A 23,674-nucleotide genomic window follows, 5' to 3' on the forward strand; every position below is an offset into this window, starting at 1 on the left:
GGCGCGGTACGCAACCGCACCGCCGCTCCGGAACGCGAGACGCGGACGGCGCCGGGACGTGAGGTGCCGGCGCAGCGCCGGCGCCGGGGCGCGCCCGAGGAGCCGTTGCCGGGGCGGCGCGGTCGCCGGCCGGTGAAGAAGAAGAGCAAGGCGAAGAAGGCCGTGCTCTGGACCGGCGGAATAATGGCGTTCGTGGTCGTCGCCGCCGCTGCCGGTGCGTATCTCTACATCGAGCACCTCAACGACAACATCCAGTCCGTCTCCGACGACGGCGCGAGCACCGGTGGCTTCTCGAAGGACAAGGCCATCAACATCCTGCTCATCGGCACGGACAAGCGCACGGGCGCGGGCAACGACAAGTACGGCGACTCGGGCAGCGCCGGGCACGCCGACACCACGATCCTGCTGCACGTCTCCAAGGACCGCTCGAACGCGACGGCGCTCAGCATCCCGCGCGACCTGATCGTCGACATCCCGGACTGCCAGACCACGCTGGAGGACGGCACCCAGAAGGTCATTCCGGGAGAGACCGGCCAGCGCTTCAACACCAGCCTCGGCCAGGAGGGCCGTACGCCCAGCTGCACCATGCGTACGGTCACCGAGCTGACGGGGATCAAGCCGGACAACTTCATGGTGGCCGACTTCAACGCGGTGAAGACGCTGACGACGGCGGTCGGCGGCGTCGAGGTGTGCCTCGCCAAGGACATCAACGACCCGGACTCCAAGCTCAACCTCACCAAGGGCGAGCACGTGATCGAGGGCGAGGACGCGCTGGCCTTCGTCCGCACCCGGCACTCCGTCGGCTTCGGCGGCGACCTGAGCCGGATCGGGCTCCAGCAGCAGTTCCTCAGCGCGCTGATGCGGAAGCTGAAGTCCAACGACACGCTCACCAGCCCGACCAAGATGATCAAGCTGGCGGAGGCGGGCACCAAGGCGCTGACCGTCGACAGCAACCTCGACAGCATCGACAAGTTGAAGGACCTCGGCCTGGAGCTGGGCAAGCTCAACACCAAGAACCTCACCTTCACGACGATTCCGGTGATCGACAACCCGGCCGAGAAGGTGAAGTCGACCGTCGTGCTCAACGAGACGACGGCCCCCCAGGTCTTCCAGGCCATCCAGAACGACGTCTCCTTCACCGAGGTCAAGCAGCAGAAGAAGAAGGAGGCCGCCGCCGTGGCCGCCCGGCTCAAGGGCACCAAGGCGGACGCCTCCGAGGTGCGGGTGCGGATCCTCAACGGCGGTGCTGTCGCCGGCAGCGCGTCGTCGACGCTCACCTGGCTGCAGACCGAGGAGGGCGTGACCAAGTCCGAGAACGCGGGCAACGCCCCGGCGACCCTGGCGAAGACGACGCTGGAGTACGCGCCGGACCAGGCGGACCAGGCACGTCGGCTCGCCGCCATCATGGGGCTCTCCGGGTCCGCGATGAAGCCCGGCAAGAGCGTGACCAACTCCCAGGGTCTGCCCACGATGACACTGACGCTGGGCAAGGACTTCAAGGGGGCGGGAGTCTCCCTGACGGCGCCGACCAAGGCGCCCGACGTGGAGAAGTCCACCGCCGACAAGGTCGAGTGCGCGAAGTAGTGCCGGCCCAACGGGTCCGTCCCACAGCCGACTTGGGCTGAAGACGGACCCGTTGTCGGTACGGCACCTCCGGCACAGAAGCTCCGGCAGCGAAACTCCGGCCGGGAACGCAACTGTGGCGCACGCTCGTTGGTCTGACACAGGACGTGGTTGTGTCAGGCGGCGGCGGTGGTTGATTCAGGCGCCGTTCGTCCGACACACCGCACGGCCGTGCCGGGCGTGGATTTTGCCGACACGTGGCCAACCCCGTTCGGACCCACAGTGGTCTGACAGGGTGCGAACCGGTGTCGGACAGGGAGGTCTGACATGGTGCGCTCCGCACCGGACAGGGAGGTCCGGCGCGGCGCGAAGCCGTGTCGGGCTAAGGGTGGGGAAGGGCAGAGAGTTGGCGCAGAGCAGTGTGCGAGGGGAGGCCCCTGCGGTGGACGACACCATGTCGCTCACTCCGCAGGCCGACCAGGACACGCCGGCCGACCAGGGCGGCCGGCACGGCGGCGGGCGACGCAGGGGCGGCCGGGGAGCCGACAGCAGGCGCCGCAGACGGCGTGTGCTGCGCTGGTCGGCGACGGTTCTGGCGGTGGTGATACTGGGCACCGCGGGTGCCGGCTATCTCTACTACCAGCACCTCAACGACAACTTGAAGAAGGACGACCTCAACATCGGCGACGCCAAGGACCGCGCCGCCAGGACCGAGGCGAACGCGGCCGGTCAGACGCCGCTGAACATCCTGCTGATCGGCTCGGACGCGCGGGACAGCAAGGAGAACCAGAAGCTCGGCGGCGCCAAGGAGACGTTCGGCGCCACCCCGCTCGCCGACGTGCAGATGCTGCTGCACGTCTCCGCCGACCGCACCAACATGTCGGTCGTGAGCATGCCGCGCGACACGCTGGTGGACATCCCCAAGTGCACGGACCCGGACAGCGGGGACGTCTACGAGGCCCGCGAGCGCGAGATGACGAACCGCTCGCTCGGCCGCGGCGGACCGGGGTGCTCCGTGGCGACGTGGGAGAAGCTGACCGACATCCACATCGACCACTTCATGATGATCGACTTCTCGGGTGTGGTGTCGATGGCGGACGCGATCGGCGGCGTCCCGGTCTGCGTGAACGCCAACATCCACTCCAAGGACAGCAAGGGCCACGGCTCCGGGCTGAAGCTGGAGGAGGGCACGACGTACGTCAAGGGCGAGCAGGCGCTTCAGTGGCTGCGTACCCGGTACGGCTTCGAGGACGGCAGCGACCTGGCCCGCGCCAAGGCGCAGCACATGTACATGAACTCGATGGTCCGCGAGCTGCGCAAGAACGCCAAGCTCAGCAATCCGGGCAAGCTGCGCGCCCTCGCCGAGTCGGCCACCAACGCGCTCACCGTCGACCCGGGTCTGGGCACGGTGGCCAAGCTGTACGACCTGGCGGGCGAGCTCAAGAAGGTGCCGACCTCGCGCATCACCATGACGACGATGCCGAACGAGTACGACACGATCCAGACCGGCCGGGTGGTGCCGACCGACGACGCGACCAAGCTGTTCCGGCTGGTCCGTGAGGACATCGCGCTCGACGGCAAGGACAAGAAGAAGTCCACCAAGGAGAAGGCCTCCACCGACCCGGCCGCGGCGGACGACAAGATCGCCGTCCAGGTGCAGAACGGCACCCGCACCGAGGCCCTCGCCGCGGCCCAGGGCCGCGCGACCACCGTCGCCGGGCTGCTCGTCGGCAAGGGCTTCACGCAGGCCGTGGCGGACTCGTCGAACACGCCGACCGCGGACACGACACTCGTCCGTTACCCGTCCGCCGACCTCCAGGGCGACGCCCAGCGGGTCGCCAAGGCCCTCGGTATCCCGACCAGCGCCGTGGAGAAGTCCACGGACGTCTCCGGTGTCACGCTCGTCGTCGGCGCCGACTGGCGGGAGGGCACGGCGTACAAGGCGCCCAAGCAGGACGACAAGACGCCGGACACGGCGGAGGCGCTGAACGCCTCCGACACCAAGGCCTGCATGAAGGTGGACCCGGACTTCACCTGGTCGTAGCGGCGGGCCGGAGCCCGGCGTGCTCAGTTGGTGCTGAGTACCGCCGGGCGCCGCGAGGCGATGACCTTCTTCGCCAGGGACCGCGGGCTGGTCAGGAAGCCGTAGCCCCAGCACATGTGCATGGTGGCGAGGGCGACCGGGATCTGGAGGCGTGCCTTCAGGGTCAGGCCCTTGCCGGCCGGGACCGAACCGGCGGTGATGGCCGCGAGATAGCCACCGGGGATCAGCAGGGCCCACGGGGTGACCAGGGCGCCCGCCACGAGGCTCGCCGCGATCGCGCACACGGCCGTCGGCGGGGCGAGGTAGCGCAGGTTGATGGAGCCGGCGTGGTAGCGGGCGACGACGTGGCGCCAGCGGCCGTAGTCCTTGTACTGCTTGGCGAGGGCGCGCACCGAAGGACGGGGGCGGTACGACACCTTCAGCTCGGGCGAGAACCAGATGAGCCCGCCCGCCTCCCGGATCCGGAAGTTGAGCTCCCAGTCCTGGGCGCGGATGAACTCCTCGTTGTAGCCGCCCTGTTGCTCCAGCGCCTCGCGCCGGAAGACGCCGAGGTAGACGGTCTCGGCCTGCTGGGCCGCGCCGCCCGTGTGGAAGGCGGCGTTGCCGACGCCGATCTTCGAGGTCATCGCGGCCGCGACGGCGTGCTCCCAGTCGTTCTCGCCCTCGGCGTGCATGATGCCGCCGACGTTGTGCGCGCCGGTCTCCTCCAGGAGCCGTACGGCGGTGGCGATGTAGTTCGGGGAGAGCATGCCGTGGCCGTCGACGCGGACGACGACCGGATGCCGGGAGGCCTTGATCGCGGCGTTGAGGGCGGCGGGGGTGCGGCCGGTGGGGTTCGGGACGGTGTGAACGCGCGGGTCTTCGGCCACGAGCTCGGCGGCGATCTCGTCCGTGCGGTCCGTGGACGGACCGAGGGCGATCACGACCTCCATCTCGCCGGCGTACTCCTGCGCGAGGATCGCTTGGACTGCTCCGCGCAGATGCCGCTCCTCGTTCAGGACGGGCATGATGACGGACACGGCGGGGAGCTGCACGTCGGGATTGGCGTTCATAGGGGGCTCACGTTACCGCGAACGGGGGACACCCTTGCGCGCCGCCGGGGTCGCTGCACCGGGCAGGAGATCGTATGGGCCTACGGTGCTCACGGATCCCACGTACGGCCCCCAGGGCAAGCGACAGCGGAGGTATCTCCCCCATGCCCACGCCGCCCCGCCAGTCCCCCTCCCCCGCGCAGCGCCGTCCGCAGCCGTCCCGCCGCGGGGCGCGGCCGGTCGCGCCGGTACGGCGGAAGAGGCCTCGGTGGGCCATGCGTGCGGTGACCACGCTGTCCGTCGTGATCCTCGCCTCGGCGGGGATCGGGCACGCGGTGGTCACCAGCCTGGACGCGAAGATCGAGCGGGTGGACCCGTTCAAGGACATGAAGAACCGGCCGCAGGCCGGGACCGGGATGAACGTCCTGCTCGTCGGCACGGACGGCCGCGACCGCATCAGCGCGGAGGAGCGGCGCAAGTACCGGCTGGGCGGGGCGCCCTGTCACTGCACCGACACGATCATGATCGTGCACATCTCGGAGGACCGGGAGCGGGCGAGCGTGGTGAGCCTGCCGCGCGACTCGTACGCCGAGGTGCCCGACGGCGAGGGGCGCGAGGCGCACCCCATCAAGATCAACGCGGCGTACGCGGAGGGCGGTCCGAACCTCACCGTGCGCACGGTCGAGCACATGACCCACGTCAAGATCGACCACTATCTGGAGGTCGACTTCACCAGCTTCATGAAGACGGTGGACGTGGTCGGCGGCGTGCAGATCTGCACCGCCGAGCCGCTGAAGGACTCGTACACCGGACTCGACCTGCCGGCCGGCACGCACCGCCTGATGGGCGGCGAGGCGCTGCAGTACGTGCGCGCGCGGCACATCGACAGCGGCTCCGACCTGGGCCGGATGCAGCGGCAGCAGCGTTTCATGGCGGCGCTGATCGAGCGGGCGACGTCGTCCGGGATCCTGCTGAACCCGATGCGGTTCCGGGACGTGACGCGGGCGGTGCTCGGCTCGGTGCGGGCCGACAAGGGCTTCGGCACGGGGGAGCTGCTGGATCTCGGGCGGGCGATGCGGAACTTCTCGCCGTCGTCGTCGGAGTTCACGACCGTGCCCATCGGGCAGATGGGGTACACCGTGAAGGGCATCGGCTCCACGGTGAAGTGGGACTCCGAGAAGGCCGAGCGGCTCTTCCGGGCGCTGCGCGAGGACCAGCCGCTGGCCACTCAGCGGGTGCGGAGCAGGGTGGTCCCGGTGGAGGTGGCCCCGCAGGAGATCCACGTCCAGGTGGAGAACGGCACGAAGACGGAGGGCCTCGCCAAACGCGTCGACACGGCGCTGGCGGCGACCGGGTTCCGGACGACCGGGCGGCCGGTGGACGGGGCGAACCGCTCCGTGCCACGGACGGTCGTCGCCCACGACCCTCGCTGGGACCGCTCGGCGAAGTCGCTGGCGGCCGCGCTGCCGGGGAGCCAACTGCGGCCGGTGAAGGGGCTGGGGCCGACGCTGAAGGTGATCGTCGGGGAGGACTTCAGGCAGGTCAGGAAGGTGCGCTCCGAGGATCCGACGCAGGGTGAGTCGATCGTGGTGCGGGGGGACGAGGCGGTGTGCTCGTAGCTCCGGGCGCACCCGGGTGACCTGCCCGGAAGTCCAGGCCTCGCGGCGCTCGTACCTCTCGGCCCTCGTCCCTCTCGGCCCTCGTACCCCTCAGTCCTCGTACCCCTCCGCCGCCCGCTTCTCGCGCAGCTCCTTGATCGCGCGCCGGCGGGCCAGGCGATGGGTCCGGCGGATCTGGGCCTCCTGGTAGCGGCGGTTGTCGCGCTCGGTCTCCGGTATCACCGGCGGGACCCGGCGCGGTTTGCCGTCGGCGTCCACGGCCGCGAAGACCAGGTAGGCCGAGCCGACCTGGGTGGGCGGCGCCGACTCGTTCCAGCGTTCGGCCAGGACCCGTACGCCGACCTCCATCGAGGTGCGGCCGGTCCAGTTGACCTGGGCCTTCACATGGACGAGGTCGCCGACGCGGACCGGCTCCAGGAAGGCCATCTCGTCCATGGACGCGGTGACGGCGGGTCCGCCGCTGTGCCGGCCGGCCACCGCACCCGCGGCATCGTCGACGAGCTTCATGATCACACCGCCGTGCACCGTGCCCAGAAGGTTGGTGTCGTTGTGGGTCATGATGTGGCTGAGGGTGGTGCGGGATGCGGATATCGGCTTGCCCGGGATTTCCGGAGTGCCCGACTCCGCTGTGGTGACCTGGTCTGTCATGGCCTCCACCTTATGCCGAGCTGACATTCGCGGACTTTGTGTTGGGTTCGCAACAGCCGTGCCTCTATTTTCCGCCGAACCTTGTAAGAGGCATGGCCATGCCCTGCACACTGGGGCGCATGAATGACTGGCCCCAGGCATGGTCCGACGACAACCGCGGCAACCGTTACGGACGCGGCAGCGCGAGCGCACAGCCCGAGGGCGCGCGCGTGATGCGGCAGGTCCGCCGCGGCCAGGCGGCCCCGCCCGGCCAGGGCTACGGCGGGGTGCCGCCGCAGCCGTCGTACGTGAACGGCCAGGGCCACGGCGGTTACCACAACGACAGCGGCTACGACGACGGGTACGACAGCGGCTACAACACCGGCCAGGTCTACGGCGGTGGCGGTGACGGTGGTGGCGGCAGAGGGACGCGCGAGCCGCGGCCCGCGCCGAACTGGCGGCGCCGGATAAAGGTGACCTCGATCACGCTCGTGACGTTGCTGCTCGTGACGACCGTCGCCACCTACTTCTGGGCCGACTCCAAGCTCAACCGCGAGGTCGACCTGTCCAAGGTCATCGAGCGGCCGGAGGCGGGCGAGGGCACCAACTACCTGATCGTCGGCTCCGACAGCCGTGCGGGCATGTCCGCCGAGGAGAAGAAGAAGCTGCACACCGGGTCCGCCGAGGGCAAGCGCACGGACTCGATGATGATCCTGCACACCGGCAGCAACGGCCCGACGCTGATCTCGCTGCCCCGCGACTCGAACGTCACGATCCCGTCGTTCAAGGGCTCGGACTCCGGCAAGCTCTACCAGGGCACCGGCCGTCAGGTGAAGCTGAACGCGGCGTACGCGGAGGACGGTCCCGAACTGCTGGTCCGCACCGTCGAGGCCAACACCGGTCTGCACATCGACCACTACGTCGAGATCGGCTTCGCCGGTTTCGCGAACATCGTGGACTCGGTCGGCGGCGTCGAGATCGACATCCCGCAGGACATCAAGGACTCCAAGTCCGGCGCGGACTTCAAGAAGGGCAAGCAGACCCTGAACGGCGAGGAGGCGCTCGCCTTCGTCCGCACCCGGTACGCGCTGGCCGGCTCCGACCTGGACCGTACGAAGAACCAGCAGAAGTTCCTCTCGGCGCTGGCCAACCAGGTGGCGACGCCGGGCACGGTTCTCAACCCGTTCAAGCTGTACCCGACGATGGGCGCCGGCCTGGACTCCCTGATCGTCGACAAGGACATGGGCCTGTACGACCTGGCGTCCATGTTCTGGGCGATGAAGGGTGTCAGCGGCGGCGAGGGCACGTCCATGAACATGCCGATCTCGGGCAACTCCGCGAACGGCAACCTCCAGTGGGACACCGCGAAGGTGAAGCAGCTGGTGGAGCAGTTGAAGAACGACGAGACGGTGACCGTCTCCAGCAAGTGAGCGGCGCGCACCGCGCACATGTCGAGGGCACCCCGAGGGGTGCCCTCGCGTGCTGTCGGGCGGTCGTCAGAGGGTGACCGTCCCCGGTGCACGTCACACGGCGCACGTCACATCGTGGCGCCCGCCATCGTGCGACAGGACTCGGCGCAGCGGCGACACGCCTCGGCGCAGCGCATCATCTGGGGGTCGTCCGGCATGGACATACACGCCTCGGCGCACATCTCACAGGCCTTGGCGCACATCGCGCACATCTCGGCCGACATGGGCGAGCGGCGCATCATCATGTCCGCGCACATGCGGGTCGTCTCGGCGCAGTCCATGAGCGCCCGCATGATCTGCATCTGCGGCTGACCGCCCATCTGCATGCAGGAGCTCATCGTCTCCTCGCAGACCACGTGGCAGGACATGCACGCGTCCACGCAGGCCTGCATCTCCTTGCTCATGGCGTTCATGGTTCCGGGCTGGGTCATGGCTCCTCCTGGGGGGTGCGGGAGCCCAGGGCGGGCCCCGTGCCCTTCCGTCCTACGCCCGCCGGGCGCGGGGCGCCATCGGGCGGACGGGAGCAATCCGCATCGGATGCCGCACAGGGCACGGACCTCCGTGTTCCCCCGGAGGGGGAGATGCCGGACCGAACGGGTGAAGGGTGCCCGGGAGACCCGGACACCCTTCGACGTCAAATCCCCCGGGGTTACGGCAGGTTGCGCGCCATGACGATGCGCTGGACCTGGTTGGTGCCCTCGTAGATCTGCGTGATCTTGGCGTCGCGCATCATGCGCTCGACCGGGTAGTCACGGGTGTAGCCGTAGCCGCCGAGGAGTTGGACGGCGTCCGTGGTGACCTCCATCGCCACGTCCGAGGCGAAGCACTTGGCGGCGGCGCCCAGATAGGTGAGGTCGGCGTCGACGCGCTGCGAGGCGGCCGCCGCCTGGTACGTCAGCGCGCGGGCGGCCGAGATCTTCATGGACATGTCGGCGAGCATGAACTGGATGCCCTGGAAGTCGGCGATCGGCTTGCCGAACTGCTTGCGCTCCTGGACGTAGCCCTTGGCGTAGTCCAGGGCGCCCTGGGCGATGCCGAGGGCCTGGGCGGCGATCGTGATGCGGGTGTGGTCCAGCGTCTTCATCGCCGTGGCGAAGCCGGTGCCCTCCTCGCCGATCATGCGGTCCGCGGGGATGCGAACGTTGTCCAGGTAGACCTCGCGGGTCGGGGAGCCCTTGATGCCGAGCTTCTTCTCGGGGGCGCCGAAGGAGACGCCCTCGTCGGACTTCTCGACGACGAAGGCCGAGATGCCCTTCGAGCGCTTGGCGGGGTCGGTCACGGCCATCACCGTGTAGTACTCGGACTCGCCCGCGTTGGTGATCCAGCGCTTCACGCCGTTCAAGACGTAGTGGTCGCCGTCGCGGACCGCCTTCGTCTTCATGCCGGCCGCGTCGGAACCGGCGTCGGGCTCGGAGAGGCAGTACGAGAACATGCCGTCGCCCTTGGCGAGCGGGGTCATGTACCGCTTCTTCAGGTCCTCGGAGCCGGAGAGGATCACCGGGAGCGAGCCCAGCTTGTTCACCGCGGGGATGAGAGAGGAGGACGCGCAGACGCGGGCCACCTCCTCGATCACGATCACCGTGGCGAGCGCGTCGGCGCCGGCACCGCCGTACTCCTCGGGTACGTGGACGGCGTGCAGGTCGTTGGCCACCAGCGCGTCCAGCGCCTCCCGCGGGAAGCGCGCCTCCTCGTCCACCGCGGCGGCGTACGGCGCGATCTTCGCCTCGGCCAGGGAGCGGATGGCGTCACGGAGCATGTCGTGCTCCTCGGACGGGCGGTACAGGTCGAAGTCAGCCGATCCGGCCAAGGTCTCTCACGCTCCAAGGACGCTGGTTGTAAGTGCGCTGGTGCTAATTACCGTTAAGTAACTCAAATTTTAGAGGGCGGCTCACGGGAGTGATACGTGAGCTTGGCGACAGGGGGGAAGTTGCCCGTCAGACCCGCCGACTATGCTCGGGCGCGCACTGCCCCGTCCCCGTTCCTGGAGTCCCCATGGCCCTGAAGATCACCGTGATCGGCACCGGCTATCTCGGCGCGACGCATGCCGCCGCCATGGCCGAGCTGGGCTTCGAGGTACTGGGGCTGGACGTGGTGCCCGAGAAGATCGAGATGCTCCGGCGCGGCGAGGTCCCGATGTACGAGCCGGGACTCGAGGAACTGCTGCGCAAGCACGTCGCCGGCATCGAGGGGTCCACCGGGCGGCTCCGGTTCACCATGGACTTCGCCGAGGTCGGCGCGTTCGGCGATGTGCACTTCGTGTGCGTGAACACGCCTCAGCGGCATGGTGAGTACGCCTGCGACATGTCGTACGTCGACCGCGCCTTCGAGTCCCTCGCCCCGCACCTCACCGGTCCCGCCCTCGTCGTCGGCAAGTCCACCGTCCCCGTCGGCTCCGCCGACCGCCTCGCCTCCTACCTCGCCGAGCACGCACCGGCCGGCGAGGACGCCGAGCTGGCCTGGAACCCGGAGTTCTTGCGTGAGGGCTTCGCCGTCGAGGACACGCTGCACCCGGACCGGATCGTGGTCGGTGTGCGCAGCGAGCGGGCCGAGGAGCTGCTGCGCGAGGTGTACGCGACCCCGATCGCCGACAGCTCCCCGTTCGTCGTCACCGACTTCCCCACCGCCGAGCTGGTGAAGACCTCCGCCAACTCCTTCCTCGCCACCAAGATCTCCTTCATCAACGCGATGGCCGAGGTGTGCGAGGCCGCCGACGGCGATGTCGCCAAGCTCGCGGAGGCCATCGGCTACGACGACCGGATCGGCAAGAAGTTCCTGCGGGCCGGGATCGGATTCGGCGGCGGCTGTCTGCCCAAGGACATCCGCGCCTTCATGGCCCGCGCCGGCGAGCTGGGCGCCGACCAGGCGCTGACCTTCCTGCGCGAGATCGACTCCATCAACATGCGCCAGCGCGGGCAGATGGTGGAGCTCGCGAGGGAGGCGCTGGGCGGCGGGCCGTTCCTCGGCAAGCGGGTCGCGGTGCTCGGCGCCACCTTCAAGCCGGACTCCGACGACGTACGGGACTCGCCCGCGCTGAACGTCGCCGGCCAGATCCACCTCCAGGGCGGCCAGGTCACGGTCTACGACCCCAAGGGCATGGAGAACGCCCGTCGGCTCTTTCCGACCCTCGGCTATGCCGACAGCGCGGTCGAGGCGGTGCGGGGTGCCGATGTCGTACTGCATCTGACGGAATGGCGGGAATTCCGCGAGCTGGATCCGGCGGAACTCGGTGAGGTCGCGGCGGCGCGGGTCGTTCTGGACGGGCGCAATGCGCTCGACCCTCAGGTGTGGCGGAAGGCCGGCTGGACCTATCGCGCGATGGGGCGGCCGACGGCCTGAGAAAAGGGCCTTTCCGGCAGGGAAATTCACCCCGCTCCCCCGGCCCCGGGGGAGCGGCCGCCGCCCCGGCCGCTCCCTGCGCCCGCCGCCTTCACCGGTCGCGCACAACGGCATATGCCGCTCTCCTCGAAATCCCCACCGCTCTTCGAATTCTATTCGAGTAGCGTGAGGGAAAAGAAAAACACTTCCCCGAATTCTCCACAGCCGCATTGCGCGGAATAACGTTGATCTAGCCCGTTCTCACAGTGGGGGTACCCCCTGAAGAGAGGCAGGCAACAGCCCTTTAACTGACGCGTAGCCCTGCGGAATTCGCTCGCCACTCCACTGGTCGTCATTCGCTGGTTTTGAACAGACCATGCCAGGAGTGACCCATGCCCCTGTTCCGCCGCGCCCTGTGGCCGCAGGACCACCGTGACGAGCTCGTCGCGGGCGCGCTCGTCGGCGCCGTGGTCGTCGTGCTGGGCTATGCGTCGGGTATCGGCGCACCCGCCGACGCGACCGCCGCACCGCCGCCCGCGGCCACCGCACCCTCGTCCCCGAGCGCGACCACCCCACCGCAGACCCCGGGCGACGCCTCGGGCGGAGCCGCGGGAGGTGCGGCAGGGACCGGGACGCTGCCGGTCACCGGCATCTACTACCCCGGCGGCACGGGCGGCACGGACCACACCGGCCACACGGGCACCTCCGGCGGGACGGGCCACACGGGCCACGGCGACTCCCCCACGCCCTCCGACCCCACGTCCCCGTCCTCCCCCGGCCCCGACCCGTCCGCGCCGGGCACCACCCCGCCCACCGACGACGCCACCACCTGCGAGGACGGCGAGGTCCGCCTCGCCCGACCGCTCCTGACCGGTCTCGCCGAGCCGGTCTTCGGTCTCCTCAACCCCACGGCCGAGGACCCCACGGCCCAGAACCCCACCGACGAGGCCTCCCCGACCCCGCAGCCCTCCCCCTGCGTCGGCCTCGCCCCGCTCCCCTCCCTCCTCGGCGGCGTCATCACCCCCTCCCCGGAGGCGACGCCGTGACCCTCCGCCGCACCCTCGTCCTCCTCGTCCTCACCCCGCTCCTCCACGTCCTCCTCGGCACCCCGTCCGCCTCCGCCCACACCGAGCTCGTCACCTCCAGCCCCGCGAACGGCGCCGAGCTGAAGAAGGCTCCCGACGGCCTCACCCTCACCTTCGACGAGGCCGTCGACGTGGCCGAGGTGCGCGTGATGACCCTGGACGGCGACCGGCTCCCGGTGACCCTCGTACCGGGCCGCAAGGGCGAGGTCGTACGGGCCGCCCTCGGGCACCCGGCGGACGGCGACTTCGCCGTCGTCTGGTCGGTCGTCGACGAGGAGGACGGACACGCCTCCTCCGGCAGGCTCGACTTCGGCATCGGCACCGGCACGCCCGCCGCCGCCCAGGACCGCGGCGACGAGGCCGCGCCCGCACCGTCCCCCCTGGTGCGGAAGGGCCTCGTCGCCGCCCGCTGGGCCGGCTATCTGTCGCTGGCGCTGTTCATCGGGGGCCTCGCCTTCGTCACGCTGCTGTGGCCGAGCGGCGCGCACGAGCCGCGGGCCCGGGCGCTGCTGGGACTGGCCTGGACGTGCGGGCTGCTGGCGTCGGTGGCGGGCATCGTCCTGCAGGGCGCGTACGGCGCACTCGGCGGCCTGCGCGACGCGCTGCGCGCCGAGACGTACGTGGACGTCCTGACCACCGAACCCGGTGTCGTGCTCGCCGCCCGGGTGCTGCTGTGGGTGCTCGCGGCCGTGGTGCTGAGCGCGCTGCTGCAGGGCGGGCCCCGCACCTCCCGCTCCCCCGGCTGGCGGGTCGGCGCGCTCGCCGTCTGCCTCGGGCTGCTGCGGGCGACCGGCATGGCGGGCCACAACTCCGAGGGCAGCGAGCCCACTTGGGGTGCGCTCGCCGACCTCGTCCATCTGCTGGGCGTATCGCTCTGGATCGGGGGGCTGGCCATGCTCGCGCTGGCGGTGCTGCCGCGGCGCCGGGCCGGGGAGCTCGCGCGGGTGGTGCCGGGCTACTCGCGGCTGGCGGCGGTGAGCGTGGCGGGCATCGTCGTGGCCGGGCTGGTGCTGGCGTGGCAGGTCGTGGGGTCGTACGACGCCCTGCTGCACACCTCGTACGGGCAGCTGCTGCTGCTCAAGACGGGCCTCCTCGGCGTCGTCCTGCTCGCCGCCCTCGCCAGCCGTCAGTGGGTGCGTACCCGCCTCGATCTCGCCGTGCTGCTGCGCGGCGACGCCGCCACCGTGCGGCCCTTCGGTTACTCGGTCGCGGCCGAGACGGGGCTCGTCCTCGTCGTGCTGGCCGTGACGAGTCTGCTGGTCACGGCCAACCCTGGCCAGTGAACTCCCAGGAAAATCAAAGGAGTTGCGTTGAAACGACGTAATGAGAGCGACGCGGCACCGCGCCGCCGGGCGCCCTCGGGCAACCGGGGTCTGCTGGTCGCCGGACTCGGCGCGGCGCTGACCGCGGTGCTCAGCCTGGGGCTGCTCCAGGCAGCCGCGGGCAGCTCGGCCTCCGGGGCGTCCTCCACGGCGGACGCGGGCGCGGCTCAGGCGCCCGCGGCCGCCGCGGCGGCGGCCCAGCCGGCGGCCGAAGCGGCGCCGGACCACCAGGTCGACATCATGAACAACAAGTTCGGCGACGGGAAGCAGCTCGTCGTCAAGGTCGGCGAAACCGTCCGCTGGACCAACCACGACAGCGTGCCGCACACGGTCACCACGACCAAGGGCCCGAAGAAGTTCGACTCGGGCACGTTGGAGCAGGGCGACTCGTGGTCGTACACGTTCACCACGGCCGGGACGTACGAGTACTACTGCGCGGTGCACCCGGACATGGTGGCGTCGGTGAAGGTCGTGGCGGCCGACGACGGCGGTTCGTCAGGTGGATCGTCCGGCGGGACGTCCGGCGGCACCTCGGGCGGTACGTCCGGTGGCAGCACCGGCGGCACATCGGGCGGCACCTCCGGCGGTACGTCCGGTGGCAGCACGGGCGGCACCTCCGGCGGTTCGACGGGCGGCACGTCGGGCGGTACTTCAGGCGGTACGTCGGGCGGTGGCTCCGGTGACGGCGGCGAGCAGTGCAGCAGCGTCCAGAACGTGCTGCTGCCGATCCTCCAGCACCTCAAGGCGGCCCACCTGGAGCGGTCCCCGGGCCAGCAGGTGCAGGACGCGCTGGCGCTGGACTCGTACATCAAGCTGCACACGGTGTGGGTCGAGAGCATCCTGTCGCCCGCCGTCGAGGACGGCGGCACGGTCGTCGACGACACGCTCAGCGTGCTGCTGAACCACATCAACAAGGCGCACCTGGAGGAGTCGCCCGGGCAGCAGGTCACCGATCTGCTGAACGTCGACAGCTACGTGCAGATGCACACGGTCTGGGCCGAGCACCTGCTCGCGCCCACCGAGAGCTACCTCACCACCAGCTGCTGACACCGCCCGCGCGGAAGACGGACGCCGGTCCGGCCGAGGCTCAGTCGGCCGGACCGGCGCTCCCCCCATTGTCCCCGTCACCGCCGCTTTGACGGAACCGCTTTCCAAGGAGACCGGGATGACAACCGTCACCCTCCCCACCGAACCGACCCCGCCCGGGGCCCCCGGTCCGGCCGCCCCCTGGCTGCCGCTGCCCGGCCACTACAAGGTGGCCCCCGGCCGCTCGCTGGTCGAACTCACCGCTCTCTGCGGCCCGTTGCCGGTACGGCGTCGTCGCCTCACCCTCGCCGAGGCCACGCTCACGGTGCCCGAGACCCCTGGACACCCCACCCTCCGATTCGAGTTCGACGACACCCACCTCAAGGGCGTCCTCACCCTCGACCAAGCCCACGAGACCTCCGGCACCGCCCAGCTGACCGGCGACCTTCGCCTCGACGATTCCGACGGCCCCGACGGTCCCGAAGCCACCGACTTCCCCGTGCTGCTGCGGCTGCGGGTCGTCGAGCGGGCCGACGACCGGCTGCTCGGCGTGGGTGTGGCCCGGCTGCCGTACCGGCTGCTGCGGCGCGCCACCGGCTTCCGGTTCGGCCGGCTGCGTCCGGCCACCCGGCTGCGGCTGCTGATCGCCGGGGAGTTCGCGTGAGGGCGGCCCGGCGAGCGGTCCAGGGGGCCGTGCTCGCCCTGTCCATCCTGCTCGGGATGGTGTTCGTGGTGCCGGGCGGTCAGGCGTCGGCGGCGACGTACCGGGTGACCATGAGCGGGTACGCGTACAGCCCCGCGACCCTGACGATCCCCGCCGGCTCCACGGTGACCTGGACCAACCAGGACACCGCACCGCACGACGTGAAGACGACGTCCGGTCCGGCCGCCGTCCACTCCCCCATGCTGAACGAGGGCGGCAGCTGGAGCTTCACCTTCACGACGCCGGGGACGTACGCCTACTACTGCACGGTCCACCCGAACATGACGGCCCGGATCGTGGTCCAGGCGGCGGCACCGGCGACCTCGGCGGCGGCGCCGACGCACGATCACTCGGAGGCGGGGATGTCCTCCGGCCACCACGCGACCACCCCGAGCCGGACGGCGGCGACACGCTCACCGTCGTCCTCGTCCCCACGGTCCACACCGTCCACATCACGGCAGGCCGCCGCTCAGTCGCCGCCCCCGTCCCCCACACCGACGACCACCGAGTCCCCGGCACCCCAGACCCAGGTCGTCGCCTCGACAACCCGCCCACTGGACCCGTTGCTCGTCCTGACCGGGATGGTCGCGGGTGTAGCGGTGCTGTGCCTCCTGCTGGTGGGCTCACGGGCAGCGCGGTCGCGCGAGGAGGAGGCCTAGCAGCACGCCCGTCTTCAGGGCGCGGGGAGGCTGCGCGACCGGCCCCAACCGCGCGGCTGCCGCAGGACGACAAACCTCGGCACCCCGGTGGGCGTCACTTCGCCCGATACCGCCGCATCTTCGCCCGCGCCCCACACACCTGCATGGAGCACCACCGCCCCCGCCCCGCCGGACTCCGGTCGTAGTACGCCCAGTGACAGTCGACCGCCTCACAGGCCTTCAGCCGCATCCAGGTGCCCTCCACCAGGGCCTGGGCTATCGCCGCCGCGACCCGGGAGAGCAGCGGCCCCCCGTCGGCGGGAGCCAGCGTCGCCGAACCGTCGGCGGGGCCGACCGCAACCACCAGCGCGCTCGCCGCCAGCAGATCACCCAGCGGCGTCACCACCCGATGCGGCACATGCCCCGCATGCGCGAGCAACGCCACCCGCAGCGACTCCCGCAGTTCCCGCGCCTGCGCCAGATCCTCCTCGGCCACCCCGAACCGCGCCCGCCCCTCCACGGTGTCCAGCGAGTCGGCCCCCGACTCGATGTCCAGCGTGTTGACCAGGGACTGGACCAGCTCCAGGCCCCCGGGCGCGGGCGATCTCTCACTCATGGCTGCACGCTACCTCCGACTGTCCCCTTGCGACGTTACCGCCAATGCGGGACCATGCGGTAACGCGGTTACCTGTTGCAGCCGATTGCAGGTAACCAAGACTTCGAGGAGGAAGTCATGGCCATCGCCGAACTGGGCGTCGTCGTCCTGGACTGTCCCGACCCCCGCGCCCTCGCCGACTTCTACGCACGCGTGCTCGGCGGCAGCGTCGAGGGCGAGGGCGACTGGGTGGACCTGAAGGTGTCCGGCGGTCAGTCGCTGGCGTTCCAGGCCGCCCCCGGCTTCGTACCGCCCAAGTGGCCCGCGCCCGATCGCTCGCAGCAGTTCCATCTGGACCTGACCGTCGAGGACCTGGACACGGCCGAGAAGGAGGTCCTGGCCCTGGGCGCGAGGCCGCTGGACGCCGAGGACCACTCGCGGAGCTTCCGGGTTTACGCGGATCCGGCGGGGCACCCGTTCTGCCTGTGCGCCTGCTGATCACACCACCGCTGATCACACGTCTCACACCTCGACCGCCGGAGGAATCCATGGCCCCCGTGGCACGCCTGCGTACCGTCGCCATCGACTGCCCCGACCCGCGCGCCCTGGCCCGCTTCTACGCCGATGTCGCGGGCGGTACGCCGGAGGACGACGACCCCGAATGGGTCGTGCTCCAGCTCCCGGACGGGCCACGGCTGGCCTTCCAGCCGGCGCCCGGGTACACCCCGCCGGAGTGGCCGCGCGCCGACCGCAACTCGCAGCAGTTCCACCTCGACTTCGACGCCGGGTCCACCTGGGAGGAGGTCGAGGCGGCCCAGGAGAAGGTGCTGGCGCTGGGGGCGCGGCTGCTGCAGGCGGAGGACAAGGAGGGCTGGCGGGTGTACGCCGACCCCGCGGGCCACCCCTTCTGCCTCTGCCTGATCGAGCACCCCTGATGAACCCCTGATGCCCCCCCCTGATCAGCCCCTGACCACCGGCCCCCGACCACCAGTCCCTGACCACCAGTCCCTGACCACCAGTCCCTGATCAGCCGTCGAAATCCGCGATCTTCGCCGTCGACGGCTCCCGCCGCCGCTGCGCCTCCCGCGCCGTGAAGTCGGCCTCGCGCAGCACCCGCTGCACGTTTCCCCAGGTCAGCAGCGCGATGTCGGCCTCGGACCAGCCCCGGCGCAGCAGTTCGGCGATGAGGTGGGGGTAGCGGGAGGCGTCGGCGAGGTCCTGGGGGTGGGCGGTGCCGGCGTCGTAGGTGCCGGAGAGGCCGACGCATTCCGGGCCCGCGACCGCACGGACGTGGTCGAGGTGGTCGGCGACGTCCCGGACGGACGGGCCGGTCTGCTCGGCGGTCAGCGGCACCATGCACACGCCCTTGACGGCGCCCAGCTCGGTGAGCAGGTCGTCGGGGAGGTTGGCGGGGTGGGGGCGCAGGGCGCGGGCGGCGGAGCGGGCGCACAGGACCGGAGCCTTGGAGACCGCGCAGGCACGGCGGACGGTGTCGGCGGAGGCGCCGGAGAGGTCGGCCACCACCCCGAGCCGGTTCATCTCGCGCAGCACCTCCTCGCCGAACCGGGTCATCCCCGCCTCGCTCGCCCAGGACGTGCCGGACAGGGTGAGGGCGCGCAGCCCGAGCCCGTGCAGGGAGCGCAGGATGCCGAGCGAGTCACCGAGGGCGGCGGCTCCCGCGGGCCCGGGCAGGACGGCGATGCGGCCGCTGTGGCGGGCGTCGGTGATCGGTCCGGGGGTGCAGGCGAGGCGCAGGCCCTCGGGATGGGACCGTACGACGGTCTTCACCAGGTCCAGCTGGTCCAGCGTGGCACTGACCGCCTGGTCCCCGTCCAGTCCCTCGGGCAGGTGCAGCGCCCAGAACAGCGCGCCGACGTGGCCTTCGCGCATCCGCGGTATGTCCGTGTCGACGGCGCTCTCACCGAGCTCCAGGTCGAACCAGGGCAGGTGACGCAGCGCCCACGGCAGTCCGCTGTAGCCGTCGGCCACGGGGTGGGCGACGAGGAGGGCGTGGGCACGGTCGAGGAGGTCGGTGCCGGTGGCGTCGGCCGGGCCGGAGACGGACGCGGGCCGGTCCCCGGGCAGCGGGTCGGGCAGGCCGTCGAGTTCGCCGACCTCGGGGCTGGTGTCCAGTTCGTCCTTGAGGTCGGCCATGGCGGTCTCCGTACGCGATCGGTGTCCTGATCAGCAGTAACGTCACCGTCGCACGGACCCGGAACGGCTTCCTGGTGGACGGTCCGTTCGGGGGTAAGGCGCGGCGATCCGCGTGGAGAGGCGCCTTCAGGGGTACAGGGCGGCGATCGGCCTTCCTGGGCCGCCTCGGTCACCCCGTCCAGGGTGGCGGCGACGGCCTTGCTCTCAGTCGTGGTAGCGGTAACGGGCCTTGAGGACCTTCACTTCCTTGTCGTCGGCCCGGTACACCAGTCGGTGCTCGTCATCGATCCGGCGGGACCAGTAGCCGGACAGGTCACCCTTGAGGGGCTCGGGCTTCCCGATGCCGCCGAAAGGGTCCCCTTGGATCTCGCCGATCAGGCGGGTGATCCGACGCGCCATCCTGCGGTCCGCGCCGAGCCAGAACAGGAAGTCCTCCCAGCCGTCCGGATCGAAGTGGACGCTTCTCACTCATCCCCCGCCAGGCCTTGCGGTTCCTCCAGCGTCTTGGCGACGGTGGCCGCACCGGCCCGATCGCGGGCAACGGCCTCCATCAGGCGCCGGGCATTCGCGGGCGAGCGCAGGAGGTAGACCGTCTCCTGCCAGGCCTCGTAGTCGTCCGCGGACATGAGGACCGCGTCGCCGCCCTTGGAAGCGATGCGGACCGTGGTGTGGTCGTCGTTGACGCGCTTGATGAGGGGAAACAGGTCCCGACGGGCTTCGCTGGCGCTTATGGTCATGTGCGGCCACCCCTTCGATCCGGTACCGCTGACCGATCAGCCGTCCAGTTCCTCGATCGTCGCGTTGGACGGACCCCGCGTCGCCTGAAGATCCCGCGCCACGTCCTCCGCCGCACCCAGTACCCGCACCGCGTTCTGCCAGGTCAGCTTGGCCAGGTCGGGCTTGGACCAGCCGCGGTCCAGCAGTTCGGCGAGCAGGTTGGGGTAGCCGGAGACGTCGTTCAGGCCGTCGGGGGTGAACGCCGTGCCGTCGTAGTCGCCGCCGATGCCGAGGTGGTCGACGCCGACGACCTCACGCATGTGGTCCAGGTGGTCGGCGACCGTGGAGACCGTGGCGATCGGGCGCGGGGTGCTCTCCTCGAAGGCGCGGTGCACCTTCATCGCCTCGGCGGTCGTGTCGAGGTGGTGGAAGCCGTGGGCGCGCATGTTCTCGTCGGCCGCGGCCGTCCAGTCGACCGCCGCCTGCAGCACGAACTTCGGCACGAAGGTCACCATCGCGATGCCGCCGTTGCCGGGCAGGCGCTCCAGGACGTCGTCCGGGATGTTGCGCGGGTGGTCGCACACCGCGCGCGAGGACGAGTGGGAGAAGATCACCGGGGCGGTGGAGGTGTCGAGCGCGTCGCGCATCGTCGAGGGCGCCACGTGCGAGAGGTCCACGAGCATGCCCTCGCGGTTCATCTCCCTGACCACCTCGCGGCCGAAGGCGGACAGTCCGCCCACGCCCGGCTCGTCCGTCGCCGAGTCCGCCCACGCGATGTTGTCGTTGTGGGTGAGGGTCATGTAGCGGACGCCGAGCGCGTACAGCGCCCGCAGCGTGGCGAGGGAGTCGGCGATCGAGTGGCCGCCCTCGGCGCCCATGAGGGAGGCGATACGGCCCTCGGCGCGGGCCGCTTCCATGTCCGCCGCCGTCAGCGCTCGGCGCAGGTCGGCCGGGTAGCGCGCCAGCAACTGCCGTACGCAGTCGATCTGTTCGAGGGTGGCGCTGACCGCCTTGTCCCCGGCGTAGTCCGACCGCACGAACACCGACCAGAACTGCGCGCCCACGCCGCCCTCGCGCAGGCGGGGGATGTCGGTGTGCAGGTGGGCTGCCTGGTCGCCGGCGATGTCGCGGGCGTCGAGGTCGTAGCGGACCTGTGCGCGCAGCGCCCACGGGAGGTCGTTGTGGCCGTCGACGACCGGGAACTCGCGCAGGAGTTCCCGGGCTGCCTCCACAGAGGTCATCGTCGTCACTTCCCCGTGCCGAAGCCGAAGCCGCCCGATCCCTCTACCTTCGCGCGCAGGCGCTTGCCCTTCTCCGTGGCCTGGTCGTTCAGGTCCTGCTGGAACTCCCGCATCCGCTGCTGCAGGTCCTCGTCGTGGGCGGCGAGGATGCGGGCGGCGAGCAGACCGGCGTTGCGGGCGCCGGCCACCGAGACGGTGGCCACGGGCACGCCGGCCGGCATCTGCACGATCGAGAGCAGCGAGTCCATGCCGTCGAGGTACTTCAGCGGCACCGGGACGCCGATGACCGGCAGCGGTGTGACCGAGGCGAGCATGCCGGGGAGGTGGGCGGCGCCCCCGGCCCCGGCGATGATCACCTTCAGGCCGCGCTCGGCCGCCTGCTCGCCGTACGTGACCATCTCGCGCGGCATGCGGTGCGCGGAGACGACGTCGACCTCGTACTCGATCTCGAACTCGTCGAGGGCCTGGGCGGCGGCCTCCATGACGGGCCAGTCGGAGTCCGAACCCATGACGATGCCCACGACGGGGCCGGCAGCGGTGCTCATTCGGTGATCGTGCCCTTCAGGTAGCCGGCTGCGTGACGTGCGCGCTCCAGCACGTCGTCGAGGTCGTCGCCGTAGGTGTTGACGTGGCCCACCTTGCGGCCCGGCTTCACGTCCTTGCCGTACATGTGGATCTTGAGCTGGGGGTCGCGGGCCATGCAGTGCAGGTACGCGGAGTACATGTCCGGGTAGTCGCCGCCGAGGACGTTGACCATGACCGTCCACCTGGCGCGCGGGCGCGGGTCTCCGAGGGGGAGGTCGAGGACGGCCCGGACGTGGTTGGCGAACTGCGAGGTCATGGCCCCGTCCTGGGTCCAGTGGCCCGAGTTGTGCGGGCGCATCGCCAGCTCGTTGACGAGGATGCGGCCGTCGCGGGTCTGGAACAGCTCGACGGCGAGGTGGCCGACGACGCCGAGTTCCTTGGCGATGGTCAGCGCCATCTCCTCGGCCTTCAGGGCGAGCGTCTCGTCGAGGTCGGGGGCGGGCGCGATGACGGTGTCGCAGACGCCGGCCACCTGCTGGGACTCGACGACGGGGTACGCGACCGCCTGGCCGTGCGGGGAGCGGACGACGTTCGCCGCGAGTTCGCGTACGTAGTCGACCTTCTCCTCGGCGAGGACCGGGACGCCGGCGCGGAACGGTTCGGCGGCCTCCTCGACGGAGTCGACGACCCAGACGCCCTTGCCGTCGTAGCCGCCGCGGACGGTCTTCAGGACGACCGGGAAGCCGTCGCCCTCGGCGGCGAAGACCGCCACGTCGTCCGGATCGGCGACGATCCGGTGCCGTGGGCACGGGACGCCGATCGCGTCGAGCTTTGCGCGCATCACCCCCTTGTCCTGGGCGTGCACGAGCGCGTCGGGGCCGGGGCGGACGGGGATGCCGTCCGCCTCCAGGGCCCTGAGGTGCTCTGTGGGTACGTGTTCGTGATCGAAGGTGATCACATCGCAACCGCGCGCGAACTCGCGCAGCGTGTCCAGGTCGCGATAGTCGCCGATGACGACATCGCTGACGACCTGCGCCGCGGAATCCTGTGGGGTGTCACTGAGGAGCTTGAACCTGATGCCCAGCGGGATGCCTGCCTCGTGTGTCATACGAGCGAGCTGGCCCCCGCCGACCATGCCGACTACCGGGAACGTCACGTGCCTAGGGTATCGGCCGACCGGAGTGCCCCTCTTACCGGAGTTTTCCGGGTCTCTTCCCGACCTATGAGCCGGCGCACAGGCAATCACGGAGGGGGGTGGTTAGCATGGCTGGGTTGACGAAACCGTCCGACAAATCGACCGACAGGAGCCTTCACGACCATGGGACGTGGTTCCTCGGGGCTTCATGCGGCGCCTCCGGTACCTCAGAGTGCCGTCCGACAGCGCTTCGACCGGCTGATGCGTGAGCTCGCCAAGTTCGGGGCGGTGGGAGGATCGGGGGTCCTGGTCAACTTCCTCGTCTTCAACCTGGTGCGGCATGTGACCGACCTCCAGGTGGTGCGGGCAAGCGTGATCGCGACGCTGGTCGCGACCCTCACGAACTACATCGGGTACCGGTACTTCACGTACCGCGACCGCGACAAGGGTCGCCGTACGAAGGAACTGGGTCTGTTCCTGCTGTTCAGCGCGGTCGGTCTGGTGATCGAGAACGGTGTGCTGTACGCGGCGACGTACGGCTTCGGGTGGGACAGCCCGCTGCAGAGCAACGTCTTCAAGTTCCTCGGCATCGGTGTCGCGACGCTGTTCCGGTTCTGGTCGTACCGGACGTGGGTGTTCCGGGCGCTTCCTTCGGAGAAGGAGCAGGCGGCGGCTGCCTCCGGCGCGGAATCGTTCCTGGAGCCGCGGCGGCAGCGGCCGGAGCAGCGAGTCAAGCAGCGGGTCGGCTGAGACGGTCCCGGCGTGGGGGCCGGCCCAGAGGGTTTTCGCCCCCGCCGCCCCTACCCGTCCCGTCCCTGGGGGCTGCCGCCCCCAGGCCCCCGCTTCGGCCCTTAAAGGGCCTCGT

General features: G+C 70.5%; 24 protein-coding genes. 13 read left to right on the forward strand and 11 right to left on the reverse strand.

The window, feature by feature from the left end; all coding sequences use genetic code 11:
* Positions 1–1,584, forward strand: a 1,584-nt coding sequence (locus ABD932_RS32835; protein WP_425587551.1) for an LCP family protein, incomplete at its 5' end; no start/stop codon positions are given.
* 433 nt (positions 1,585–2,017) lie between these two features.
* Complete coding sequence (locus tag ABD932_RS32840; RefSeq protein WP_345018812.1) at positions 2,018–3,607, forward strand: LCP family protein; 1,590 nt, start codon at positions 2,018–2,020, stop codon at positions 3,605–3,607.
* 23 nt (positions 3,608–3,630) lie between these two features.
* On the opposite strand, the gene ABD932_RS32845 is transcribed toward ABD932_RS32840, so the two are convergent.
* Positions 3,631–4,659 carry a glycosyltransferase family 2 protein gene (locus ABD932_RS32845; protein WP_345018372.1) on the reverse strand — a complete coding sequence of 343 codons (1,029 nt, stop codon included), beginning with the start codon at positions 4,657–4,659 and terminating at the stop codon, positions 3,631–3,633.
* 143 nt (positions 4,660–4,802) lie between these two features.
* On the opposite strand from ABD932_RS32845, the gene ABD932_RS32850 reads away from it, so the two are divergent.
* Positions 4,803–6,257: an LCP family protein gene (locus ABD932_RS32850; RefSeq protein ID WP_345018374.1), complete on the forward strand. Its 1,455-nt coding sequence runs from the start codon at positions 4,803–4,805 to the stop codon at positions 6,255–6,257.
* A gap of 90 nt (positions 6,258–6,347) precedes the next feature.
* On the opposite strand, the gene ABD932_RS32855 is transcribed toward ABD932_RS32850, so the two are convergent.
* Positions 6,348–6,905, reverse strand: coding sequence for an acyl-CoA thioesterase (locus ABD932_RS32855; RefSeq protein WP_228473091.1), 558 nt, complete (start codon positions 6,903–6,905; stop codon positions 6,348–6,350).
* Positions 6,906–7,024: 119 nt separating this feature from the next.
* Between ABD932_RS32855 and ABD932_RS32860 the strand changes: the two genes are divergently transcribed.
* Entirely contained in the window at positions 7,025–8,314 is a 1,290-nt protein-coding gene (locus ABD932_RS32860) for an LCP family protein (RefSeq protein WP_345018377.1), read from the forward strand.
* 107 nt (positions 8,315–8,421) lie between these two features.
* Here ABD932_RS32860 and ABD932_RS32865 read toward each other — a convergent pair whose 3' ends face one another.
* Together ABD932_RS32865 and ABD932_RS32870 are read right to left on the reverse strand one after the other, a co-directional pair.
* Positions 8,422–8,784 (reverse strand): four-helix bundle copper-binding protein, encoded by a 363-nt coding sequence (locus tag ABD932_RS32865; RefSeq protein ID WP_345018378.1) that lies wholly within the window; start codon positions 8,782–8,784, stop codon positions 8,422–8,424.
* A gap of 218 nt (positions 8,785–9,002) precedes the next feature.
* Entirely contained in the window at positions 9,003–10,160 is a 1,158-nt protein-coding gene (locus ABD932_RS32870; protein ID WP_345018379.1) for an acyl-CoA dehydrogenase family protein, read from the reverse strand.
* A gap of 185 nt (positions 10,161–10,345) precedes the next feature.
* Here ABD932_RS32870 and ABD932_RS32875 point away from each other — a divergent pair, with 185 nt between their 5' ends.
* The 6 genes from ABD932_RS32875 (at position 10,346) to ABD932_RS32900 (ending at position 16,463) form a co-directional block, all read left to right on the forward strand.
* Positions 10,346–11,689: a UDP-glucose dehydrogenase family protein gene (locus ABD932_RS32875; RefSeq protein ID WP_345018380.1), complete on the forward strand. Its 1,344-nt coding sequence runs from the start codon at positions 10,346–10,348 to the stop codon at positions 11,687–11,689.
* A 371-nt stretch (positions 11,690–12,060) separates the two neighbouring features.
* A complete protein-coding gene (locus ABD932_RS32880) occupies positions 12,061–12,714 on the forward strand; it encodes a hypothetical protein (protein WP_345018381.1) in 654 nt (217 codons plus the stop codon).
* On the forward strand, positions 12,711–14,036 hold the full coding sequence (locus ABD932_RS32885) for a copper resistance CopC/CopD family protein (protein WP_345018383.1): 1,326 nt from the start codon (positions 12,711–12,713) through the stop codon (positions 14,034–14,036). Before ABD932_RS32880 ends, ABD932_RS32885 begins: the two co-directional genes overlap by 4 nt.
* A 27-nt stretch (positions 14,037–14,063) precedes the next feature.
* Positions 14,064–15,122: a cupredoxin domain-containing protein gene (locus ABD932_RS32890; RefSeq protein WP_345018385.1), complete on the forward strand. Its 1,059-nt coding sequence runs from the start codon at positions 14,064–14,066 to the stop codon at positions 15,120–15,122.
* Positions 15,123–15,240: 118 nt separating this feature from the next.
* Positions 15,241–15,765 (forward strand): hypothetical protein, encoded by a 525-nt coding sequence (locus ABD932_RS32895; protein ID WP_345018387.1) that lies wholly within the window; start codon positions 15,241–15,243, stop codon positions 15,763–15,765.
* The gene (locus ABD932_RS32900) at positions 15,762–16,463 is read left to right on the forward strand and encodes a cupredoxin domain-containing protein (RefSeq protein WP_345018389.1); all 702 of its coding nucleotides are present in this window, start codon (positions 15,762–15,764) and stop codon (positions 16,461–16,463) included. Before ABD932_RS32895 ends, ABD932_RS32900 begins: the two co-directional genes overlap by 4 nt.
* Positions 16,464–16,557: 94 nt before the next feature.
* Here the strand turns inward: ABD932_RS32900 and ABD932_RS32905 are convergent, their stop codons facing one another.
* On the reverse strand, positions 16,558–17,058 hold the full coding sequence (locus ABD932_RS32905; protein ID WP_345018391.1) for a CGNR zinc finger domain-containing protein: 501 nt from the start codon (positions 17,056–17,058) through the stop codon (positions 16,558–16,560).
* Positions 17,059–17,175: 117 nt separating this feature from the next.
* Between ABD932_RS32905 and ABD932_RS32910 the strand changes: the two genes are divergently transcribed.
* Together ABD932_RS32910 and ABD932_RS32915 are read left to right on the forward strand one after the other, a co-directional pair.
* The gene (locus ABD932_RS32910) at positions 17,176–17,535 is read left to right on the forward strand and encodes a VOC family protein (protein ID WP_345018393.1); all 360 of its coding nucleotides are present in this window, start codon (positions 17,176–17,178) and stop codon (positions 17,533–17,535) included.
* Positions 17,536–17,585: 50 nt separating this feature from the next.
* Positions 17,586–17,972, forward strand: coding sequence for a VOC family protein (locus ABD932_RS32915; RefSeq protein ID WP_345018395.1), 387 nt, complete (start codon positions 17,586–17,588; stop codon positions 17,970–17,972).
* Positions 17,973–18,063: 91 nt separating this feature from the next.
* On the opposite strand, the gene ABD932_RS32920 is transcribed toward ABD932_RS32915, so the two are convergent.
* The 6 genes from ABD932_RS32920 to ABD932_RS32945 all read right to left on the reverse strand — a co-directional run bounded on the left by ABD932_RS32920 (position 18,064) and on the right by ABD932_RS32945 (position 22,830).
* Complete coding sequence (locus ABD932_RS32920) at positions 18,064–19,191, reverse strand: dipeptidase (RefSeq protein WP_345018397.1); 1,128 nt, start codon at positions 19,189–19,191, stop codon at positions 18,064–18,066.
* A 204-nt stretch (positions 19,192–19,395) separates the two neighbouring features.
* The gene (locus tag ABD932_RS32925; RefSeq protein ID WP_345018399.1) at positions 19,396–19,659 is read right to left on the reverse strand and encodes a Txe/YoeB family addiction module toxin; all 264 of its coding nucleotides are present in this window, start codon (positions 19,657–19,659) and stop codon (positions 19,396–19,398) included.
* Positions 19,656–19,928, reverse strand: coding sequence for a type II toxin-antitoxin system Phd/YefM family antitoxin (locus tag ABD932_RS32930; protein ID WP_345018401.1), 273 nt, complete (start codon positions 19,926–19,928; stop codon positions 19,656–19,658). The genes ABD932_RS32925 and ABD932_RS32930 overlap by 4 nt, the downstream gene beginning before the upstream one ends.
* A 36-nt stretch (positions 19,929–19,964) precedes the next feature.
* Positions 19,965–21,149 carry a dipeptidase gene (locus ABD932_RS32935; RefSeq protein ID WP_345018403.1) on the reverse strand — a complete coding sequence of 395 codons (1,185 nt, stop codon included), beginning with the start codon at positions 21,147–21,149 and terminating at the stop codon, positions 19,965–19,967.
* A 5-nt stretch (positions 21,150–21,154) separates the two neighbouring features.
* Complete coding sequence (gene purE, locus ABD932_RS32940) at positions 21,155–21,694, reverse strand: 5-(carboxyamino)imidazole ribonucleotide mutase (RefSeq protein WP_175647432.1); 540 nt, start codon at positions 21,692–21,694, stop codon at positions 21,155–21,157.
* Positions 21,691–22,830: a 5-(carboxyamino)imidazole ribonucleotide synthase gene (locus ABD932_RS32945; RefSeq protein WP_345018406.1), complete on the reverse strand. Its 1,140-nt coding sequence runs from the start codon at positions 22,828–22,830 to the stop codon at positions 21,691–21,693. Before ABD932_RS32945 ends, purE begins: the two co-directional genes overlap by 4 nt.
* 162 nt (positions 22,831–22,992) lie before the next feature.
* Between ABD932_RS32945 and ABD932_RS32950 the strand changes: the two genes are divergently transcribed.
* Positions 22,993–23,559 carry a GtrA family protein gene (locus ABD932_RS32950; RefSeq protein WP_345018408.1) on the forward strand — a complete coding sequence of 189 codons (567 nt, stop codon included), beginning with the start codon at positions 22,993–22,995 and terminating at the stop codon, positions 23,557–23,559.
* The last annotated feature ends 115 nt before the right edge of the window (positions 23,560–23,674 follow it).

Source organism: Streptomyces shaanxiensis, assembly GCF_039537145.1.
GTDB classification, from domain to species: domain Bacteria; phylum Actinomycetota; class Actinomycetes; order Streptomycetales; family Streptomycetaceae; genus Streptomyces; species Streptomyces shaanxiensis.

Bases quoted from the DNA above. Each gene is read 5' to 3' on its own strand.
- ABD932_RS32905 (WP_345018391.1), bottom strand. From the start codon at position 17,058: ATGAGTGAGAGATCGCCCGCGCCCGGGGGCCTGGAGCTGGTCCAGTCC.
- ABD932_RS32860 (WP_345018377.1), top strand. From the start codon at position 7,025: ATGAATGACTGGCCCCAGGCATGGTCCGACGACAACCGCGGCAACCGT.
- ABD932_RS32895 (WP_345018387.1), top strand. From the start codon at position 15,241: ATGACAACCGTCACCCTCCCCACCGAACCGACCCCGCCCGGGGCCCCC.
- ABD932_RS32880 (WP_345018381.1), top strand. From the start codon at position 12,061: ATGCCCCTGTTCCGCCGCGCCCTGTGGCCGCAGGACCACCGTGACGAG.
- ABD932_RS32920 (WP_345018397.1), bottom strand. From the start codon at position 19,191: ATGGCCGACCTCAAGGACGAACTGGACACCAGCCCCGAGGTCGGCGAA.
- ABD932_RS32850 (WP_345018374.1), top strand. From the start codon at position 4,803: ATGCCCACGCCGCCCCGCCAGTCCCCCTCCCCCGCGCAGCGCCGTCCG.
- purE (WP_175647432.1), bottom strand. From the start codon at position 21,694: ATGAGCACCGCTGCCGGCCCCGTCGTGGGCATCGTCATGGGTTCGGAC.
- ABD932_RS32875 (WP_345018380.1), top strand. From the start codon at position 10,346: ATGGCCCTGAAGATCACCGTGATCGGCACCGGCTATCTCGGCGCGACG.
- ABD932_RS32845 (WP_345018372.1), bottom strand. From the start codon at position 4,659: ATGAACGCCAATCCCGACGTGCAGCTCCCCGCCGTGTCCGTCATCATG.
- ABD932_RS32950 (WP_345018408.1), top strand. From the start codon at position 22,993: ATGGGACGTGGTTCCTCGGGGCTTCATGCGGCGCCTCCGGTACCTCAG.
- ABD932_RS32910 (WP_345018393.1), top strand. From the start codon at position 17,176: ATGGCCATCGCCGAACTGGGCGTCGTCGTCCTGGACTGTCCCGACCCC.
- ABD932_RS32930 (WP_345018401.1), bottom strand. From the start codon at position 19,928: ATGACCATAAGCGCCAGCGAAGCCCGTCGGGACCTGTTTCCCCTCATC.
- ABD932_RS32935 (WP_345018403.1), bottom strand. From the start codon at position 21,149: ATGACCTCTGTGGAGGCAGCCCGGGAACTCCTGCGCGAGTTCCCGGTC.
- ABD932_RS32855 (WP_228473091.1), bottom strand. From the start codon at position 6,905: ATGACAGACCAGGTCACCACAGCGGAGTCGGGCACTCCGGAAATCCCG.
- ABD932_RS32865 (WP_345018378.1), bottom strand. From the start codon at position 8,784: ATGACCCAGCCCGGAACCATGAACGCCATGAGCAAGGAGATGCAGGCC.
- ABD932_RS32840 (WP_345018812.1), top strand. From the start codon at position 2,018: ATGTCGCTCACTCCGCAGGCCGACCAGGACACGCCGGCCGACCAGGGC.
- ABD932_RS32915 (WP_345018395.1), top strand. From the start codon at position 17,586: ATGGCCCCCGTGGCACGCCTGCGTACCGTCGCCATCGACTGCCCCGAC.